Annotated in this window: 9 protein-coding genes, 3 rRNA genes and 1 pseudogene; 5 read left to right on the forward strand and 8 right to left on the reverse strand. The window is 66.6% G+C overall.

Going from position 1 to position 18399, the window contains the following annotated elements:
- Positions 1–39: 39 nt before the first annotated feature.
- From QF030_RS09040 to QF030_RS09055, 4 genes are all read right to left on the reverse strand, one after another.
- Positions 40–648, reverse strand: a complete 609-nt coding sequence (locus QF030_RS09040) for a CDP-alcohol phosphatidyltransferase family protein (protein ID WP_307162140.1) — start codon at positions 646–648, stop codon at positions 40–42.
- Between the two features lie 110 nt (positions 649–758).
- Positions 759–875, reverse strand: a 5S ribosomal RNA gene (rrf, locus tag QF030_RS09045).
- 91 nt (positions 876–966) lie between these two features.
- Positions 967–4088, reverse strand: a 23S ribosomal RNA gene (locus QF030_RS09050).
- 310 nt (positions 4089–4398) lie between these two features.
- A 16S ribosomal RNA gene (locus QF030_RS09055) occupies positions 4399–5924 on the reverse strand.
- The 16S, 23S and 5S rRNA genes sit together here, the layout of an rRNA operon.
- A gap of 571 nt (positions 5925–6495) precedes the next feature.
- Here QF030_RS09055 and QF030_RS09060 point away from each other — a divergent pair.
- Together QF030_RS09060 and ptsP are read left to right on the forward strand one after the other, a co-directional pair.
- Entirely contained in the window at positions 6496–6945 is a 450-nt protein-coding gene (locus tag QF030_RS09060) for a PTS sugar transporter subunit IIA (RefSeq protein WP_307162141.1), read from the forward strand.
- A gap of 80 nt (positions 6946–7025) precedes the next feature.
- Entirely contained in the window at positions 7026–8696 is a 1671-nt protein-coding gene (gene ptsP, locus QF030_RS09065; RefSeq protein WP_307162142.1) for a phosphoenolpyruvate--protein phosphotransferase, read from the forward strand.
- A gap of 94 nt (positions 8697–8790) precedes the next feature.
- On the opposite strand, the gene QF030_RS09070 is transcribed toward ptsP, so the two are convergent.
- Together QF030_RS09070 and QF030_RS09075 are read right to left on the reverse strand one after the other, a co-directional pair.
- Positions 8791–9684, reverse strand: coding sequence for a hypothetical protein (locus QF030_RS09070; protein WP_307162143.1), 894 nt, complete (start codon positions 9682–9684; stop codon positions 8791–8793).
- Between the two features lie 191 nt (positions 9685–9875).
- A complete protein-coding gene (locus tag QF030_RS09075; RefSeq protein ID WP_307162144.1) occupies positions 9876–11852 on the reverse strand; it encodes an acetoacetate--CoA ligase in 1977 nt (658 codons plus the stop codon).
- 214 nt (positions 11853–12066) lie between these two features.
- Here QF030_RS09075 and QF030_RS09080 point away from each other — a divergent pair, with 214 nt between their 5' ends.
- Positions 12067–14433, forward strand: a complete 2367-nt coding sequence (locus tag QF030_RS09080; protein WP_307162145.1) for a glycoside hydrolase family 31 protein — start codon at positions 12067–12069, stop codon at positions 14431–14433.
- Position 14434: 1 nt separating this feature from the next.
- Here QF030_RS09080 and QF030_RS09085 read toward each other — a convergent pair whose 3' ends face one another.
- Positions 14435–14971 carry an NUDIX domain-containing protein gene (locus QF030_RS09085; RefSeq protein WP_307162146.1) on the reverse strand — a complete coding sequence of 179 codons (537 nt, stop codon included), beginning with the start codon at positions 14969–14971 and terminating at the stop codon, positions 14435–14437.
- A 50-nt stretch (positions 14972–15021) separates the two neighbouring features.
- Positions 15022–15827, reverse strand: a pseudogene (locus QF030_RS09090) (M15 family metallopeptidase).
- 97 nt (positions 15828–15924) lie between these two features.
- Here QF030_RS09090 and QF030_RS09095 point away from each other — a divergent pair.
- Positions 15925–16347: a Zn-ribbon domain-containing OB-fold protein gene (locus tag QF030_RS09095; protein WP_307167516.1), complete on the forward strand. Its 423-nt coding sequence runs from the start codon at positions 15925–15927 to the stop codon at positions 16345–16347.
- The gene (locus QF030_RS09100; protein ID WP_307162147.1) at positions 16347–17537 is read left to right on the forward strand and encodes a lipid-transfer protein; all 1191 of its coding nucleotides are present in this window, start codon (positions 16347–16349) and stop codon (positions 17535–17537) included. The genes QF030_RS09095 and QF030_RS09100 overlap by 1 nt, the downstream gene beginning before the upstream one ends.
- Positions 17538–18399: the final 862 nt, after the last annotated feature.

The following is an 18399-nucleotide window of genomic DNA, read 5'->3' on the forward strand; positions in this document are numbered from 1 at the left end:
CGGGCCATCGAGCCACTGCGCGGCTGCCAATCGGCGAGGTCAGTCAGCCATGGCGTCCGCACGAACCAGGCGGCGGACCTGTACCACGTAGAGGACTCCTGCCCACCAATAGAGCGTTGTACCCCACCAGGCGAACGCCCATCCGAAAATGGCAGCGAGTGACGCCAACCAGCCACTTCCGTCACTGAGCAGCAGCAGCGGGAAGGCGTACATCAGGTTGAAGGTGGCCGCCTTCCCCAGGAAGTTCACCTGCGGCGGCGGATAGCCGTGCCGCCTGAGGATGCCGACCATCACCAGCAGAACCAGCTCGCGGGCCAGAAGTACAGCGGTCAACCAGAGCGGCAGAATCTCCCGCCAGGTGAGGCCGACCAGCGTAGTGAGAATGTAGAGCCGGTCTGCAGCAGGATCGAGAAGCCGGCCGAGACTGCTGATCTGGTTCCAGCGTCGGGCGAGCTTGCCGTCCAGATAGTCGGTGATGCCGCTGAAAGCCAGCACCAGGAGCGCCCAGCCGTCGCTCTGCGGGCCTCCGAACTCGGGCCGGAGGATCAGCCACAGGAACACAGGTACGCCGAGGAGACGCGCCATGCTGAGGATGTTCGGGATGGTGAGTACCCGGTCTGTCTGGACACGGGTCTCCTGGACCTCCACCCGGGGGCCTCCAGTAGGAAATGAGCCAACGATGCCCCCTGACCCTACCCCAACGCAAAAAAGCTCTGGCTCTCGGGCTGTTATGCCCAAGAGCCAGAGCTCTAAAAGAAGTTCGGCGGTGTCCTACTCTCCCACAGGGTCCCCCCTGCAGTACCATCGGCGCTGTAAGGCTTAGCTTCCGGGTTCGGAATGTAACCGGGCGTTTCCCTTACGCTATGACCACCGAAACACTATGAAACACATGCAGCCGCACCATACCGTGACCATGGCATGGGGCCGTTCGTGGTTTCAGAACCAACACAGTGGACGCGAGCAACTGAGGACAAGCCCTCGGCCTATTAGTACCAGTCAGCTTCACCCATTACTGGGCTTCCACATCCGGCCTATCAACCCAGTCGTCTACTGGGAGCCTTAACCCCTCAAGGGGGTGGGAATACTCATCTCGAAGCAGGCTTCCCGCTTAGATGCTTTCAGCGGTTATCCCTCCCGAACGTAGCCAACCAGCCATGCCCTTGGCAGGACAACTGGCACACCAGAGGTTCGTCCGTCCCGGTCCTCTCGTACTAGGGACAGCCCTTCTCAATATTCCTGCGCGCGCAGCGGATAGGGACCGAACTGTCTCACGACGTTCTAAACCCAGCTCGCGTACCGCTTTAATGGGCGAACAGCCCAACCCTTGGGACCGACTCCAGCCCCAGGATGCGACGAGCCGACATCGAGGTGCCAAACCATCCCGTCGATATGGACTCTTGGGGAAGATCAGCCTGTTATCCCCGGGGTACCTTTTATCCGTTGAGCGACGGCGCTTCCACAAGCCACCGCCGGATCACTAGTCCCGACTTTCGTCCCTGCTCGACCCGTCGGTCTCACAGTCAAGCTCCCTTGTGCACTTACACTCAACACCTGATTGCCAACCAGGCTGAGGGAACCTTTGGGCGCCTCCGTTACTCTTTAGGAGGCAACCGCCCCAGTTAAACTACCCATCAGACACTGTCCCTGATCCGGATCACGGACCCAGGTTAGACATCCAGCACGACCAGAGTGGTATTTCAACGGCGACTCACCGTGAACTGGCGTCCACGTTTCAAAGTCTCCCACCTATCCTACACAAGCCGAACCGAACACCAATATCAAACTGTAGTAAAGGTCCCGGGGTCTTTCCGTCCTGCTGCGCGAAACGAGCATCTTTACTCGTAGTGCAATTTCACCGGGCCTATGGTTGAGACAGTCGAGAAGTCGTTACGCCATTCGTGCAGGTCGGAACTTACCCGACAAGGAATTTCGCTACCTTAGGATGGTTATAGTTACCACCGCCGTTTACTGGCGCTTAAGTTCTCAGCTTCGCCACCCCGAAGAGTGACTAACCGGTCCCCTTAACGTTCCAGCACCGGGCAGGCGTCAGTCCGTATACATCGCCTTACGGCTTCGCACGGACCTGTGTTTTTAGTAAACAGTCGCTTCTCGCTGGTCTCTGCGGCCACCCCCAGCTCGAGGAGCAAGTCCTCTCACCAGTGATGGCCCCCCTTCTCCCGAAGTTACGGGGGCATTTTGCCGAGTTCCTTAACCATAGTTCACCCGAACGCCTCGGTATTCTCTACCTGACCACCTGAGTCGGTTTAGGGTACGGGCCGCCATGAAACTCGCTAGAGGCTTTTCTCGACAGCATAGGATCATCCACTTCGCCACAATCGGCTCGGCATCAGGTCTCAGACTCATGGTGTGCGGATTTGCCTACACACCGTCCTACACCCTTACCCCGGGACAACCACCGCCCGGGATGGACTACCTTCCTGCGTCACCCCATCACTCACCTACTGCAAGTCTGGTCCGTCGGCTCCACCACTTTCCATTCCCCGAAGGGTCCGGAACGGCTTCACGGACTTAGCATCGCCTGGTTCAATGTTTGACGCTTCACAGCGGGTACCGGAATATCAACCGGTTATCCATCGACTACGCCTGTCGGCCTCGCCTTAGGTCCCGACTTACCCTGGGCAGATCAGCTTGACCCAGGAACCCTTAGTCAATCGGCGCACACGTTTCTCACGTGTGTATCGCTACTCATGCCTGCATTCTCACTCGTGAACCGTCCACAACTACCTTCCGGTGCTGCTTCACCCGGCACACGACGCTCCCCTACCCATCACAGCGGGCGTTGGCCCTATTGCTGCAATGACACGACTTCGGCGGTACGCTTGAGCCCCGCTACATTGTCGGCGCGGAATCACTAGACCAGTGAGCTATTACGCACTCTTTCAAGGGTGGCTGCTTCTAAGCCAACCTCCTGGTTGTCTGTGCGACTCCACATCCTTTCCCACTTAGCGTACGCTTAGGGGCCTTAGTCGATGCTCTGGGCTGTTTCCCTCTCGACCATGGAGCTTATCCCCCACAGTCTCACTGCCGCGCTCTCACTTACCGGCATTCGGAGTTTGGCTAAGGTCAGTAACCCGGTAGGGCCCATCGCCTATCCAGTGCTCTACCTCCGGCAAGAAACACACGACGCTGCACCTAAATGCATTTCGGGGAGAACCAGCTATCACGGAGTTTGATTGGCCTTTCACCCCTAACCACAGGTCATCCCCCAGGTTTTCAACCCTGGTGGGTTCGGTCCTCCACGAAGTCTTACCTCCGCTTCAACCTGCCCATGGCTAGATCACTCCGCTTCGGGTCTTGAGCGTGCTACTGAAACGCCCTATTCGGACTCGCTTTCGCTACGGCTGCCCCACTCGGGTTAACCTCGCAACACACCGCAAACTCGCAGGCTCATTCTTCAAAAGGCACGCAGTCACGACGCACCGAGTAAACTCGATGCGCGACGCTCCCACGGCTTGTAGGCACACGGTTTCAGGTACTATTTCACTCCGCTCCCGCGGTACTTTTCACCATTCCCTCACGGTACTATCCGCTATCGGTCACCAGGGAATATTTAGGCTTAGCGGGTGGTCCCGCCAGATTCACACGGGATTTCTCGGGCCCCGTGCTACTTGGGTGTCTCTCAAACGAGCCGTTGATGTTTCGACTACGGGGGTCTTACCCTCTACGCCGGACCTTTCGCATGTCCTTCGCCTACATCAACGGTTTCTGACTCGTCTCACAGCCGGCAGACTGTGAAAGAGAGATCCCACAACCCCGTACACGCAACCCCTGCCGGGTCTCACACGTATACGGTTTGGCCTCATCCGGTTTCGCTCGCCACTACTCCCGGAATCACGGTTGTTTTCTCTTCCTGCGGGTACTGAGATGTTTCACTTCCCCGCGTTCCCTCCACATACCCTATGTGTTCAGGTATGGGTGACAGCCCATGACGACTGCCGGGTTTCCCCATTCGGAAACCCCCGGATCAAAGCCTGGTTGACGGCTCCCCGGGGACTATCGTGGCCTCCCACGTCCTTCATCGGTTCCTGGTGCCAAGGCATCCACCGTGCGCCCTTAAAAACTTGGCCACAGATGCTCGCGTCCACTGTGCAGTTCTCAAACAACGACCAGCCACCCATCACCCCCAACCTGAGCTGGAGTGCACTGGGGCCGGCATCAGAAGGACGAGCAACGCTCGCACCCTCAGATACCCAACAGCGTGCCCGACCGACTCCCGTCCGGAGATCATGCTTTCCACGCTCCGAAGAGCAGTACTCGCAGCCTCCGACCCGGAAACCCGGCCGAATAATCAACGTTCCACCCATGAGCAACCAGCACCGGACGTACGCCGATGTACTGGCCTCTGACCGAGCGAACTCGGTAAGAAGTGCTCCTTAGAAAGGAGGTGATCCAGCCGCACCTTCCGGTACGGCTACCTTGTTACGACTTCGTCCCAATCGCCAGTCCCACCTTCGACAGCTCCCTCCCACAAGGGGTTGGGCCACCGGCTTCGGGTGTTACCGACTTTCGTGACGTGACGGGCGGTGTGTACAAGGCCCGGGAACGTATTCACCGCAGCAATGCTGATCTGCGATTACTAGCAACTCCGACTTCATGGGGTCGAGTTGCAGACCCCAATCCGAACTGAGACCGGCTTTTTGAGATTCGCTCCACCTCACGGTTTCGCAGCTCTTTGTACCGGCCATTGTAGCACGTGTGCAGCCCAAGACATAAGGGGCATGATGACTTGACGTCGTCCCCACCTTCCTCCGAGTTGACCCCGGCAGTCTCCTGTGAGTCCCCATCACCCCGAAGGGCATGCTGGCAACACAGAACAAGGGTTGCGCTCGTTGCGGGACTTAACCCAACATCTCACGACACGAGCTGACGACAGCCATGCACCACCTGTACACCGACCACAAGGGGGCGCCTGTCTCCAGACGTTTCCGGTGTATGTCAAGCCTTGGTAAGGTTCTTCGCGTTGCGTCGAATTAAGCCACATGCTCCGCTGCTTGTGCGGGCCCCCGTCAATTCCTTTGAGTTTTAGCCTTGCGGCCGTACTCCCCAGGCGGGGAACTTAATGCGTTAGCTGCGGCACCGACGACGTGGAATGTCGCCAACACCTAGTTCCCACCGTTTACGGCGTGGACTACCAGGGTATCTAATCCTGTTCGCTCCCCACGCTTTCGCTCCTCAGCGTCAGTAATGGCCCAGAGATCCGCCTTCGCCACCGGTGTTCCTCCTGATATCTGCGCATTTCACCGCTACACCAGGAATTCCGATCTCCCCTACCACACTCTAGTCTGCCCGTATCGAATGCAGACCCGGGGTTAAGCCCCGGGCTTTCACATCCGACGTGACAGACCGCCTACGAGCTCTTTACGCCCAATAATTCCGGACAACGCTTGCGCCCTACGTATTACCGCGGCTGCTGGCACGTAGTTAGCCGGCGCTTCTTCTGCAGGTACCGTCACTTTCGCTTCTTCCCTGCTGAAAGAGGTTTACAACCCGAAGGCCGTCATCCCTCACGCGGCGTCGCTGCATCAGGCTTTCGCCCATTGTGCAATATTCCCCACTGCTGCCTCCCGTAGGAGTCTGGGCCGTGTCTCAGTCCCAGTGTGGCCGGTCGCCCTCTCAGGCCGGCTACCCGTCGTCGCCTTGGTGAGCCATTACCTCACCAACAAGCTGATAGGCCGCGGGCTCATCCTTCACCGCCGGAGCTTTTAACCTCCACCCATGCGAGTGGAAGTGTTATCCGGTATTAGACCCCGTTTCCAGGGCTTGTCCCAGAGTGAAGGGCAGATTGCCCACGTGTTACTCACCCGTTCGCCACTAATCCCCACCGAAGTGGTTCATCGTTCGACTTGCATGTGTTAAGCACGCCGCCAGCGTTCGTCCTGAGCCAGGATCAAACTCTCCGTGAATGTTTACCGGTAATCCGGTCGACACCACGAGAGCGGAACAGCCAGGCGGAATAAGCCCGGCCGTTCACAGCGTCCTCGCTGTGTTTTGTTTCAAAGGAACCTCATCCTCGGCTATCACTGCCGGGGACGGGGTATCAACATATCTGGCGTTGATTTTTGGCACGCTGTTGAGTTCTCAAGGAACGGACGCTTCCTTTGTACTCACCCGAGAGACTCTCTCAGGCTTTCCTCCGGGCGCTTCCCTTCGGTCTTGCGTTCCGAACTCTATCAGGGTTTTTCCGGCCCCTTGACCACCGTTCCGCAGACATGCAGAAGATGATCCAGAGATAGGATCTGACAAGTTGGTTGCTGCTCGGTAAGCGCGCTCGTTCGCGTCACTCACCCTCAAGCAGGAGTACGACTGTACACGGGGCCGCGGAGCCGCTGCAAATCGACTAGGGTAGTGGTCTAGACCACGGATCGGGTGCTCTCGTGCGGAACCGGTACTTCATGTGACATACCCTGCTGCACAGTGCGCCGACCTGGACAAGCAGTGACGGCCCATATACATCTCCACCCCGGGAGGCTTCCCATGACCACCGTGACGTCCCCTCTAGTAGGACGCGCCATCGGGCTGGCAGCCGTGCCGGACCCGGTCTTCTCCGGGGCCATGGTCGGCCCGGGCACGGCGATCGACCCGGTGCGTGAGCCTTCCGAGGCTGTCGCACCCGTGGACGGCGTCATCGTCTCCCTCCACCCGCACGCCTTCGTCGTGGTCGACTCCGAGGGACATGGGGTACTCACCCATCTCGGGATCGACACCGTGCAGCTCAACGGCGAGGGCTTCGAGCTCCTGGTGAACAAGGGCGACGCCGTGACGCGCGGGCAGGCCGTCGTGCGATGGAACCCGGCCGCGGTTGAGGAGGCCGGCAAGTCTCCGGTGTGCCCGGTCGTCGCCCTGGAGGCCACGGCCGACTCGCTCGGCGAACTCCGTGAAGACGGCGACGTCAAAACCGGCGACGTTCTCTTTTCCTGGCAGTAGTGCTGACGCCGTCATCACCGGCGGCATGCAGGACAACCACCGCGGCGGCGGGACCCGCCGCACTATCGGAGACGGGTGAGATGGAGACAACGCTGCGAGGCGTCGGCGTGAGTCACGGTGTGGCGATCGGCGAGGTTCGGCACATGGGAACGGCGGTGCTCGAACCGCCCGCCAAGCAGATCCCGGCGGAGGAGGCGGGCCGCGAACAGGGGCGCGCCCGCAAGGCCGTGGAAGCTGTGGCGGCCGATCTGATCGCGCGGGGCAATCTGGCGGGGGGCGAAGCCCAGGCGGTGCTCGAGGCGCAGGCCATGATGGCCCAGGATCCCGAGCTGATGGTCGACGTGGACCGGCGTATCGCCGTCGGCAGCACGGCCGAGCGTGCCGTGTACGACGCGTTCGCCGCCTACCGTGAGCTGCTGGCCGGGGCCGGCGAGTACCTCGCCGGTCGTGTGGCCGACCTCGACGATGTGCGGAATCGTATCGTCGCCCGTCTGCTGGGCGTCCCGATGCCCGGCGTCCCGGACAGTGACGAGCCCTATGTGCTGGTGGCCCGGGATCTGGCGCCCGCCGACACCGCGTTGTTGGACCCGACGCTCGTGCTCGGTTTCGTCACCGAGGAGGGCGGGCCGACCAGCCACAGCGCCATCCTGGCGCGTGCGCTCGGCGTGCCGGCCGTCGTCGCCCTGCCGGGTGCCGGTGAGCTTGCCGAGGGGACGATGATCGCCGTCGACGGCAGCACCGGCGACATCTTCGTGAACCCGAGTGACGAGAAGAAGGCCCGGCTCGAGGCCGCGGCCGCCGAGCGCAAGGCGGCTCTGGCCGCCTCGACCGGCCCGGGCGCCACCGCCGACGGCCACAAGGTGCCGCTGCTGGCGAACGTCGGAGGCCCTTCCGACGTGCCGGCCGCCCTGGAGGCCGGTGCGGAAGGCGTCGGGCTCTTCCGTACCGAGTTCCTCTTCCTCGACGACAGCAAGAGCGCGCCGTCCGAGGAGAAGCAGGTCGAGGCGTACCGGCAGGTGCTGGAGGCCTTCCCCGAGGGGCGCGTCGTCGTGCGTGTGCTGGATGCGGGCGCCGACAAGCCACTGGACTTCCTCACTCCGGCCGACGAGCCCAACCCGGCTCTGGGCGTACGTGGGCTTCGGACCCTGCTGGACCACCCCGACATTCTGCGGACCCAGCTGACGGCGCTGGCGAAGGCCGCCGAGGGGCTGCCCGTCTACCTCGAGGTCATGGCGCCGATGGTGGCGGACCGCGCAGACGCCAAGGCGTTCGCGGACGCCTGCCGTGAGGCGGGACTGCGGGCGAAGTTCGGCGCGATGGTGGAGATCCCGTCGGCCGCTCTGCGGGCTCGTTCGATCCTGCAGGAGGTGGAGTTCCTTTCGCTGGGCACGAACGACCTCGCGCAGTACACCTTCGCCGCCGACCGGCAGGTGGGTGCGGTGTCCCGGCTGCAGGATCCGTGGCAGCCAGCGCTGCTGGACCTGGTGGCCCTGTCCGCCGAGGCGGCACGGGCCGAGGCCAAGAGCTGCGGTGTGTGCGGCGAGGCCGCGTCCGATCCGCTGCTCGCGTGTGTGCTGACGGGGCTGGGAGTCACCTCTCTTTCCATGGGGGCGGCGTCGATCCCCTACGTGCGGACGGCACTGGCGAAGTACACGCTCGCGCAGTGTGAGCGTGCCGCGGCTGCCGCGCGTGCGGCAGACAGTGCCGAGGAGGCGCGCAACGCGGCGCAGGCCGTGCTCTCCGGCGAGTAGTCGGTTCTGGCCGGCGATCGGTCGGTGATCAGGGGCGCTCCGCCTTCGGGTGGGGCGCCCCTGCTGTGTGTGAGCGTCCATTCGTTCCCTGGGGTCAGTGGCGGTGGCCCGGTGTCCTCCGCTCCTGGCCGAGATCCGGTGGGAAGCAGTAGTCCACGTCGGACTCGGGAGAGATGAGGTCCCCGGACTCCACGTCGGTGCAGTAGGCGTCGAAGACCTCGCCGGCGGTCAGGGGTTCCAGGCCGTCGCCGCGCAGCCGCCAACCGTAGACGCGGTCGGACGTGCCTTCGGCGGTGGTGCGCATGACCAGACCGCCGGGGATGGCGGTCGCGAGGCCGAGGGCGAGGACGGTGGTGAACTCGAGTGCTTCGGCTTCGTCGAGTGGGGTGGCGCCGTCGGCCTGCTCGTCCGCGTGGAGGACGGCGACCAGCGTCTCGGGGGTACCGGTGACGCTGCACACGAGGTGCCGGTTGCCGGGTGGCGCCGTGTCGAGGATGCGGGCGACGTAGTCCGATGCGCGGGTGAAGGCGGCGCGGCCGATGTCCTCGCCGCAGGTCGCGCAGGCGCCGAGGCGGGCGAGCAGGGTGGCCGCGTACTCCCAGGTGGCCTGGCGCACTGCTTCGTCGACGAGGGCGGGCAGGAGGTCGGCGAGGGGCTGGCCCTCGTAGGGGATGGTCGGGCCCGTGGTCGCGAGTTCGGCGGTGAAGCGGGTGCGGTGGGCGGGGATGTCGGGATCGAGTCCCCTGCTGGTGCAGTACTCGGCGTATTCCTGTGGGTCGAACAGGGCCACGGTGGTGTGGGTGCCCTGCAGGGCGCGTGTCCGCAGGAGGTCTTCGACGTGCTGCAGGTACTCGTCGTGATCATCGAACGGGAAGGTGCGGTAGCGCCGCATGGCACGGAAGTCGTGTTCGTCGGTGAGCAGGCCGATGGTGCCGGCGATCTCACGGCGCAGGACGCTACGCATGGTCCGGTGGTCGGTCTGTGTCATGTTTCCCCCTGTGCGCACAGTCGATCAATGCTCACTCACAGTAACCGAGGGCACTGACAACGGGCTTTGCGTGACCGGCTCGCAGCCACGGGGGCACAGGAACGCCGAGGTCACGGAGGTGCGGGGGCTCGGGGACGGTGGGCCTCGGCTTCGTGGCGGTGCCAGGTGGGTCCGAGGCCTGCCGCGGCGGTTCAGGCCCGCTTCCGGGCGAGCTCCTCGTAGAAGTGGAGGAGGTCGAGGTTGTCGATGGAGCCCGGGTTGACCGCCTTGTCCAGCGGAGTGCCCTGGAGGAGGCGCTTGACCGGGACCTCGATGCGTTTGCCGGTGAGGGTGTGCGGGACTCCCGGTACCTCGATGACCTCGTCGGGTACATGGCGCGGTGAGAGCTGTTCGCGGATGGCCTGTCTGATGCGGCCGAGGAGGGCTTCGTCGAGTGCGGCGCCCGGGGCGAGGTGCACGAAGAGGGGCATCCAGTAGCCGCCGTCGGGCTGCTCGATCCCGATGACCAGGGATTCCTTGATCTCGGGGAGCCGTTCGACGACCTCGTAGATGTCGGCCGAGCCCATGCGTACGCCCTGGCGGTTGAGTGTGGAGTCGGAGCGGCCGTGGATGACGACGGAACCGCGTGAGGTGACGGTGATCCAGTCGCCGTGGCGCCACACGCCGGGGTAGGTGTCGAAGTAGCTGTCGTGGTAGCGGCTGCCGTCGGGGTCGTTCCAGAACCGGACAGGCATGGACGGCATGGGGTTGGTGACGACGAGCTCGCCGACCTCGTCGATCACGGGGCGCCCGTTCGCGTCCCAGGACTGCAAGTCGGTGCCGAGGCCGGGGGCCTGGAGTTCGCCGGTGTGGACCGGCAGTGTCGGGACGGCGCCGGCGAAGCAGGAGCACACGTCGGTGCCGCCGCTGACGGAGGCGATCCACAGGTTGGCCCCGCTCGCCGCGAACTCGTCGTGCAGCCAGCGAAAGCCGTCGGGTGGGAGCGGGGAGCCCGTGGTGGCGACGCACTGGACCTTGGAGAGGTCGAAGTCCCGGGCCGGGTGCACCTCCGCCTTGCGGCAGGCCATGACGTAGGCGGCGGAGGTGCCGTAGAGGGTGGCGCCCGTGCGCTCGGCGATCCGCCACTGTGCGCCGGTGTCGGGGAAACCGGGGCTGCCGTCGTAGAGGACGATCGTCGTGCCGGTCAGCAGGCCGGAGACGAGGAAGTTCCACATCATCCAGCCGGTCGAGGTGTACCAGAAGAAACGATCCTCGGGGCCCAGGTCGCAGTGCAGGCCGAGTTGCTTGAGGTGCTCGACCAGGATGCCGCCCTGGGACTGGACGATCGCCTTGGGCAGACCGGTCGTACCTGAGGAGTAGAGCACCCAGAGGGGGTGGTCGAAGGGAACCTGTTCGAAGACGGGTGCCGCGTCGGAGGCCGTCAGGGCCGACCATTCGAGGGCTCCCTCTGGTGGCTCCGTGCCCAGCAGGGGGATGTGGACGACGGCGCGCAGGGTGGGCAGTTCGGCGCGGAGTTCGGCGACGACGTCGCGGCGATCGTGCTCCTTGCCGCCGTAGCGGTAGCCGTCGACCGTGAACAGGACGACGGGTTCGACCTGCTGGAAGCGGTCGAGGACGCTGCGGGCGCCGAAGTCGGGGGCGCAGGAGGTCCAGACGCCGCCCACGGCGGCCGTGGCGAGGAGGGCCACGACGGCCTGGGGGATGTTCGGGAGATATCCGCTGACCCGGTCACCGGGGCGGACGCCGAGGGCGCGCAGTTCGCCGGCCAGCGAACCGACCTGGCGGCGCAGCTCGGACCAGGTCACCGGGCTGGGTTCATGCGTTTCGTCGACGTACAGGAGTGCCGGTTCGGCCGGTCGGGTGGCGGCCGCGCGCAGCGCGTGCTCGGCGTAGTTCAGCGTCGCTCCGGGAAACCACTGGGCGCCGGGCATGGAGCGGTCGCCCAGTACGCGCGCGTAGGGGGTCGAGAACCGTACGTCGAACCACTCCGTGACGGCCTTCCAGAACGTCTCCAGCTCGTCCACGGACCAGCGGTGCAGTGCCGGATAGCCGCCTGCGGACGGGGCTCCGTGTCGGTCGGCCGCCCATTCCTGGAACTTCGTGACCTGGGCCTGGGCGATGCGCTGCGGATCGGGCCGCCAGAGCGGCTCGGGGTTCACTGTCGACATGGGGCGGCTCCGGGGCTATGCGCGTCGTGTGCGTCGCCCGCGCACGAGCTGGGGTGGTGCGCGTGACGCGGCTGACACGGACGATGCCATGTGATCGACTTCTGCACCAGGGTGGGTCCCCCACAGTCCGTCTCGTGAAGATGTGGCCTCACCACGGGTGAACGGCAGTTGAACGACCCGCGCGCGTGGCGCGGTCAGTGACAGGGTGAACAGCATGGACGGTCGTGACCTGGTGCGCTCGATGAAGGCGGTCGGTTCCGCGGGAGCTGCCAAGGGACTGCGGACGGTGCGGGCCGCTTGGCGCAGGAACCGTGCCGGCGCCGCCGGGTTGCCGGTACGGGGCCGGGAGCGCGCGCGGGTGCCGGGTGCTGTGCAGGAGGTGGAGCCGGGGCCCGGTGGCGGGACGCTCCGGTTCAGCCGCTCGGAGCTGAGGGTCCGAGTCGCCGTGAACGGCGCGGTGTTCTGGGGTTGGGACGGCGCCGAGCCCGAGCCGTCGTACGCGTTGGCCGGCCGCTGTCCGGAGCCGGATCTCCGAGCGGTGCTGGAGCCCGACAAGGACGGCGGTTGGCGGGTCGTCGCCGAGCGGGTGACGGTCGTCGTCTCACGGCACGGTGCCATCGAGGTGTGCACACCCGGGGGTGTGATGCTGCGGCGTGAGCTGCCGCCCCGGTGGTGGGAACCGGTGGAGGGGGGCCCGGCTCGCTGGATGCAGCGTTCCGAGGTGGCGGCGGACGCGCGTGTCTTCGGCCTCGGCGGGCAGGCGTCCGGGTCGCGACTGCGCGACGGGACGTACCGGCTGTGGAACACGGATCCCGGGCGCGCCCGCGGCCGTGGGAACGAGCCGCTCCCGGTCACCATGCCGGTGCAGCTGGTGGTGGCCGACGCGGCCACTCACCTGGTGTTCCACGACACCTCCTGGGACGGCACGGTCACGCTGCGGGAGGGCAAGGAGGGAGCCGGCTCCGGGCACGACCGGTCCGGGGCCTGCGAGGTGCGGATGGACGGAGGTCCGTTGCGCTGCTGGGTGGTGGTCGGCACTCCCGCGCGCGTGCTGCTCGCCTGGGTCGCGCTCACCGGGGCGCCCGCGCTGCCGCCCGCGTGGGCGCTCGGTCATCAGCTCGCGGGACGGGGCCTCGGGAGCGAGGAGGAGGTGCGCCGGACCGTGGCCGACCATCAGGAGCACGGTCTGCCGGTCGACGCCGTGCACCTCGGCGTCGACGACCACGACGAGCACCAGGTGTTCACCGTCGACCAGGAGCGCTTCCCGAAACTCGCGGTGCTCTCCGACGACCTGCTGCGGGACGGGATACACCTGGTGTCGGCGGTCGGCCCGGCGGTCAGGGCCACGCCGGGTGACGGCGTCTACGACGGCGGGGTGACCGCGGACGCGTTCGTGCGGGACGTGTCGGGCCGGCTCGTCAAGTCCGTGGCACGACGCGGGGAGGCCGTTTTCCCTGACTTCACGCACGCGCGCGTGAGGCAGTGGTGGGGAGGTCTCTGTGCGGAGCGGATCACGCAGGGGTTCGCCGGCTTCTGGCACGACATGAACGAACCGAGGGGTTTCGCCGCCTTCGGGGGGTCGACGTTGCCCCGGTCGCCCCGGTACGCCCTGGAGGGGCACGGGGGTGACCATCGCGAGGCGCACAACGTGTATGGCCTGTGCATGGCCGCGGCTGCCTACGAGGGGGTCCGGCAGCTGGTTCCGGAGCAGCGTCCCTTCGTCTTCTCGCGGTCCGGCTGGGCTGGCGGGCAGCGCTTCGGCGGGGTTTGCTCCGGAAACGCCGTCCCGGGCTGGCCGGGGCTGCGGGCGTCACTGTCCATGGTGCTGGCGCTCGGGCTGTGCGGTGTGCCGTATGCGGGCCCGGAGGTCGGCGGTTTCGACGGCGGTCAGTCGCCCGAGCTCTATGTGCGCCGGCTCCAGCTGGGCGCGTATCTGCCGCTGTTCCGCTCGCTCACGGGCGTGCGGGCGGGGCACCGCGAGCCGTGGGAGTTCGGTCCCGAAGTGTTGGAGCACGCGCGTGTGGCGCTCGTCGAGCGTCGTCGGCTGCTGCCGTACTTCATGACGCTGGCGCATCTGGCCCGGCGTACCGGAGCACCTTATGTGCGTCCGGTGTGGTGGGGGGCGCCCGGCAACCGGGCGCTGCGGGACTGCGAGGACGCCTTTCTGCTGGGTGACTGCCTTCTGGTGGCGCCGGTGCTCGAACCCGGCGCCGACCGGCGGGCGGTGCGGTTGCCGCGGGGCCGCTGGTACGACACGGCGACGGGGCGGGCGTACCAGGGGCCGGGGCAGGTCCTCGTGGATGCCCCTCTGTGGCGTACCCCGGTGCTCGCGCGCGCGGGTGCCGTCATACCGGTGCGCGGAGACGATGGCCGGCTGGAGTTGGAGGTGTGGGCGCCGGTGCGGGGGCGGACAGGGGGTGGCGTGGTCGTGCACGACGCGGGCGACGGCTGGGACGAACCGGAGAGCGAGCGGTACGTCGTCCGGTGGGAGGGGCCGCGGCTCGTCGTCGAGCGGGAGGGGGAGGACGGCATGCGTGCGCCGTCCCTCCCGGTGCGGGTACGCGGACTCGACGAGCGGTGAGTCAGATGTACCGGCCCTCGAAGAAGCCTCGCACGGCGAGCGTGTGCAGGGGGAAGGCGAGCTCCTCCGGCCTGTGCAGGAGATGCCAGCCCTCGGTCTCGTCCGTGGGGGCGGTCGCCGGGAGGCGGTCCGCGGGGCGCTCCGGCAGCAGCCCGAAGAGCAGCAGGTGGCCGTCGGGAGAGCTCATGGCGTCGGCCAGCCGTACGTCGCGGGGTGCGGCGTCGATGCCGGTCTCTTCCCTGAGTTCGCGTACGACGGCCTGGCGCCAGTCCTCGCGGTCGTCGATGTAGCCGCCGGGCAGTGCGATGCCTCCGCGCGCGGGGGCGATGGTTCGGGTGATGACGACCAGGGCGGTGCCCTTCGCGTCGTACACGGGCTGGAGCGCGACGGCGACCGGCAGCGGGTTGCGGTAGGCCACGGTGGCGCAGGCCGGACAGGAGCGGGGCCAGCCGGTGACGCCCTCCCCGTAGGGCGCTCCGCAACTCGAACAGTGGGAGTCGCGCGCGGAGTTCGAAGTGGAGTGCAGAGTTTCGGACACGCGGCGGAGCGTATCCGATCTTGGGGAGGGCGTCGTACGGAGGCTGCTCTTCAGCCCTTGGCGAGAGACCTGGCGGACACGGGGAAGTCGAAGTAGGTGTCGGGGTGCGGCTCGGGCTTGAAGGTGTAGTGCCACCACTCCTCGGCGAGGTTCACGAAGCCGAGGTTTTCCAGAGTGCTCTTCAGAAGCATGCGGTTGGCGCGTTGCCGCCCTTGGACACGCGGGTCCATGGTGTGGGCCAAGGTGTCGAAACAGTCGAAACCGGTGCCCATGTCGACCGAGTTGTCGGGGAAGCGCTGCTGTTGTGGCGCGTAGCACGGCACGATGGGCTCACCGGGCACGTAGGGCCGGGTCGGTCCGGCCGGGAGCTTCACGACGGTCAGGTCCATGGTCGAGCCGCGGCTGTGCCCGGACTTCTCGGCGATGTAGCCGTCCTCGAACAGACGGGACTTGTCGACGTTCGGGTAGAACTCCGCCTTCGTCGTCTCGTCGTTCAGGTCCTCGGCCCAGCGGACGAAGTGGTTCACGGCGCGCTGGGGCCGGTAGCAGTCGTACACCTTGAGTGTGTAGCCCCGGGTCAGCAGGTTCGTCTGGGCCTTGTGCAGGGCCTCGGCGGCGGGCCGGGTGAGGATGCAGATCGGCTGCCGGTAGCCGTCGACGCGTTCACCGACGAAGTTGTGCGGGGTGAAGTAGCGCATCTCCTGGAGGATCGTCGGATCCACGGTTCTCAGAGCCACGATTCCGCGGGGGCCACCGGGTCGGCCTTCGCCCGGGCGGTCGTGGAGGCGGTGGTCACGGTCAGCAGGGCGGCGAGCACGGCGACGACACCGCGTGATGCGCCGGAGAGTCGTGTCATGTCTCCTGCCCTGCCCATTTCACCACGCCCGTGACACACTTCTGACGTTCCGTCAGACAGACTGTCGGGAGGGACCTTGTCACGCACACGCACACCCGTGGTCACGGGATGGTTCGTCGGGGACGGGGAGGACTTCAGGCTGCTCGGCACGCGCTGCTCGGCATGCGTGTCGGTCTTCTTCCCGCGCGAGGACACGCACTGCCGCAACCCGGGATGCCGGGGCGGCGACCTGCAGGAGGTCCCGCTCTCCCGGCGGGGGCGTGTCTGGTCGTACACGGACAGCCGGTACCGACCACCGTCACCCTATGTGACCGATCCGGAACTTCCGTGGGAGCCGTACGCGTTGATCGCTGTGGAGCTGGAGTCCGAGCGGATCGTGGTACTGGGGCAGGCGGTTCCCGGGGTCACCGTCGCCGATCTGACGGTGGGCATGGAGGTGGAGGTCGTCCCGGGCGTGCTCGGCGAGGACGCGGAGACGACCTGGACGACCTGGCGATGGCGGCCGACGGGGGTGGCGTGATGACGGCAGAGGTGGCGGTGCTGGGCGCAGGGATGCATCCCTGGGGCAAGTGGGGGCGCGGCTTCGTCGAGTACGGCGTGAAGGCGGCGCGCGCGGCCCTCGCGGACGCCGGCGTGGACTGGCGGGACGTCGGTTCGATCGTGGGCGCGGACACGGTGCGTGGCGGATATCCCGGGTATGTGGCCGGGGCGACGTTCGCCAGGGCCCTGGGTTGGCAGGGCGCCCGCGTCGCGAGCGTGTACGCGGCCTGCGCGTCGGGGGCTCAGGCGATCAACACGGCCCGGGCCCAGATCCTCGCGGGTCTGGCGGACGTGGTGCTCGTGGTGGGGGCCGACGCCGCCCCCAAGGGCTTCTTCCGGCCCGCGGGCGGGGATCGGCCGGACGACCCGGACTGGCTGCGGTTCCGGGTGCTCGGCGCGACCAACCCGACGTACTTCGGGCTGTACGCGCGCAGGCGCATGGCCGTGCACGGGGACACCCATGAGGACTTCGCCCAGGTCAAGGTGAAGAACGCCGCCATGGGAGCGCTCAACCCGAACGCGCGCTACCGCAAGCGGGTGACCGCGGAGGAGGTCGCCGCCTCGGCGGTGGTCGCCGATCCGCTGCGGCTGCTGGATATCTGCGCGACGTCGGACGGCGGGGCGGCCCTGGTGCTGTCCAGCATGGAGTTCGCCCGACGGCACGGGGCGGCGGAGCCGGTACGCATCAGGGCGGTGTCCACCGTGACGCCCCGGTACCCCAACACGGTGCTGGATCTGCCGGACATCGCGACCGATTCCGCGGCGGGCGCGGAGCCGTCCGCGGAGTCCTTCCGGGCTTCGATCGCCCGAGCGGCCTACGAAGAGGCGGGCATCGGCCCCGAGGACCTGTCCCTCGCCGAGGTCTACGACCTGTCCACCGCGTTGGAGTTGCAGTGGTACGAGGATCTGGGGCTCTGCGGCGACGGTGAGGGCGCCAAGTTGCTGCGGGAGGGCGTGACGGCGCCGGGCGGCCGTATACCGGTGAACCCGAGCGGTGGGCTCGCTTCCTTCGGGGAGGCCGTGCCCGCTCAGGCGATCGCCCAGGTCTGCGAGGTCACCTGGCAGTTGCGGGGGCAGGCCGGCGATCGGCAGATCCCGGACGCACGCGTGGCCGTCACGGCCAACCAGGGTCTGTTCGGACATGGTTCGGCGGTGGTCGCGGTGCGGTGAGAGGGGTTCGGCACCCCTCGGTCGCCCTGCCGGAGGATCGCCCGAGGGGCGCGTGTTCGTGTTCGCGTGTTCAAGGCCGGGTCAGAGGTAGGGCCCCGGTCGAGGTCGGGCTCGAGGTCAAGGCGAAGTCCGGATCGGTGTCCGGTCCCGATCGGGGTTGGGCTCAGGACGGGGTTGTGCTCGGGGCGGGATTGAGCTCGGGGATGGGCAAGCTCGGGGTGCGGTGACGCCCGATCGGAGTCGGGCCCGGGGCGAGGGCGAGCTGGGAGCTCGGCGAGTTCGGCGAGTTCGGCGAGTTCGGCGAGTTCGGTGAGCTCGGCGGAAGGGAGGAGCCAGGGCGGCACGCCGGCGGTTGGCGCCCCGCGCGTCGAGTGCGGGACTGTGGTGCGTCACCAACCGTTGCCGTCGGTCTCCTTGACGCTCCATGGGTGCCGGTGAACACTTCGCGGTGTCGGCCGACATCGCCGTACATTCTCGGCGTATTCAGTCACGCGCCTTGTGGACTCCCCGGGAGGGCCCCTCCCCCGAGGGCGATTCGGCTACGACGGCACGCGCGTCACGGACGCCGGGCGGGGCGCGCGATGTCCTTGCCCCGGCCCGAGCAGCCACGGGAACCGCACCCTGCACGGAGCACCGGGGTCGATCCGCCCCGGGCCGGGCCCAGGAGCCGCCATGAGCGACGGAGAGATATGCGTCGGCGAAATCACCGGTACCACGGTCCCCGTTCTCTCCGGCGCGGGAGTCTGGCCCGCCGATGTCCTCAGCCCTTCTCGGACTCGGACCTCCGGGTCCGGTGTGCCGGCGGGCGCCTGCACCGCCGCCCCGCTGTCGGACGGGTATTTCGATCGGGCCGTCACCCTCG

Origin of the sequence: Streptomyces rishiriensis (assembly GCF_030815485.1) — a bacterium.
Taxonomy (GTDB): domain Bacteria; phylum Actinomycetota; class Actinomycetes; order Streptomycetales; family Streptomycetaceae; genus Streptomyces; species Streptomyces rishiriensis_A.

Coding starts and splice junctions, on each gene's coding strand:
- QF030_RS09060 (WP_307162141.1), top strand. CDS start 6,496: ATGACCACCGTGACGTCCCCTCTAGTAGGACGCGCCATCGGGCTGGCA.
- ptsP (WP_307162142.1), top strand. CDS start 7,026: ATGGAGACAACGCTGCGAGGCGTCGGCGTGAGTCACGGTGTGGCGATC.
- QF030_RS09070 (WP_307162143.1), bottom strand. CDS start 9,684: ATGACACAGACCGACCACCGGACCATGCGTAGCGTCCTGCGCCGTGAG.
- QF030_RS09075 (WP_307162144.1), bottom strand. CDS start 11,852: ATGTCGACAGTGAACCCCGAGCCGCTCTGGCGGCCCGATCCGCAGCGC.
- QF030_RS09080 (WP_307162145.1), top strand. CDS start 12,067: ATGGACGGTCGTGACCTGGTGCGCTCGATGAAGGCGGTCGGTTCCGCG.
- QF030_RS09100 (WP_307162147.1), top strand. CDS start 16,347: ATGACGGCAGAGGTGGCGGTGCTGGGCGCAGGGATGCATCCCTGGGGC.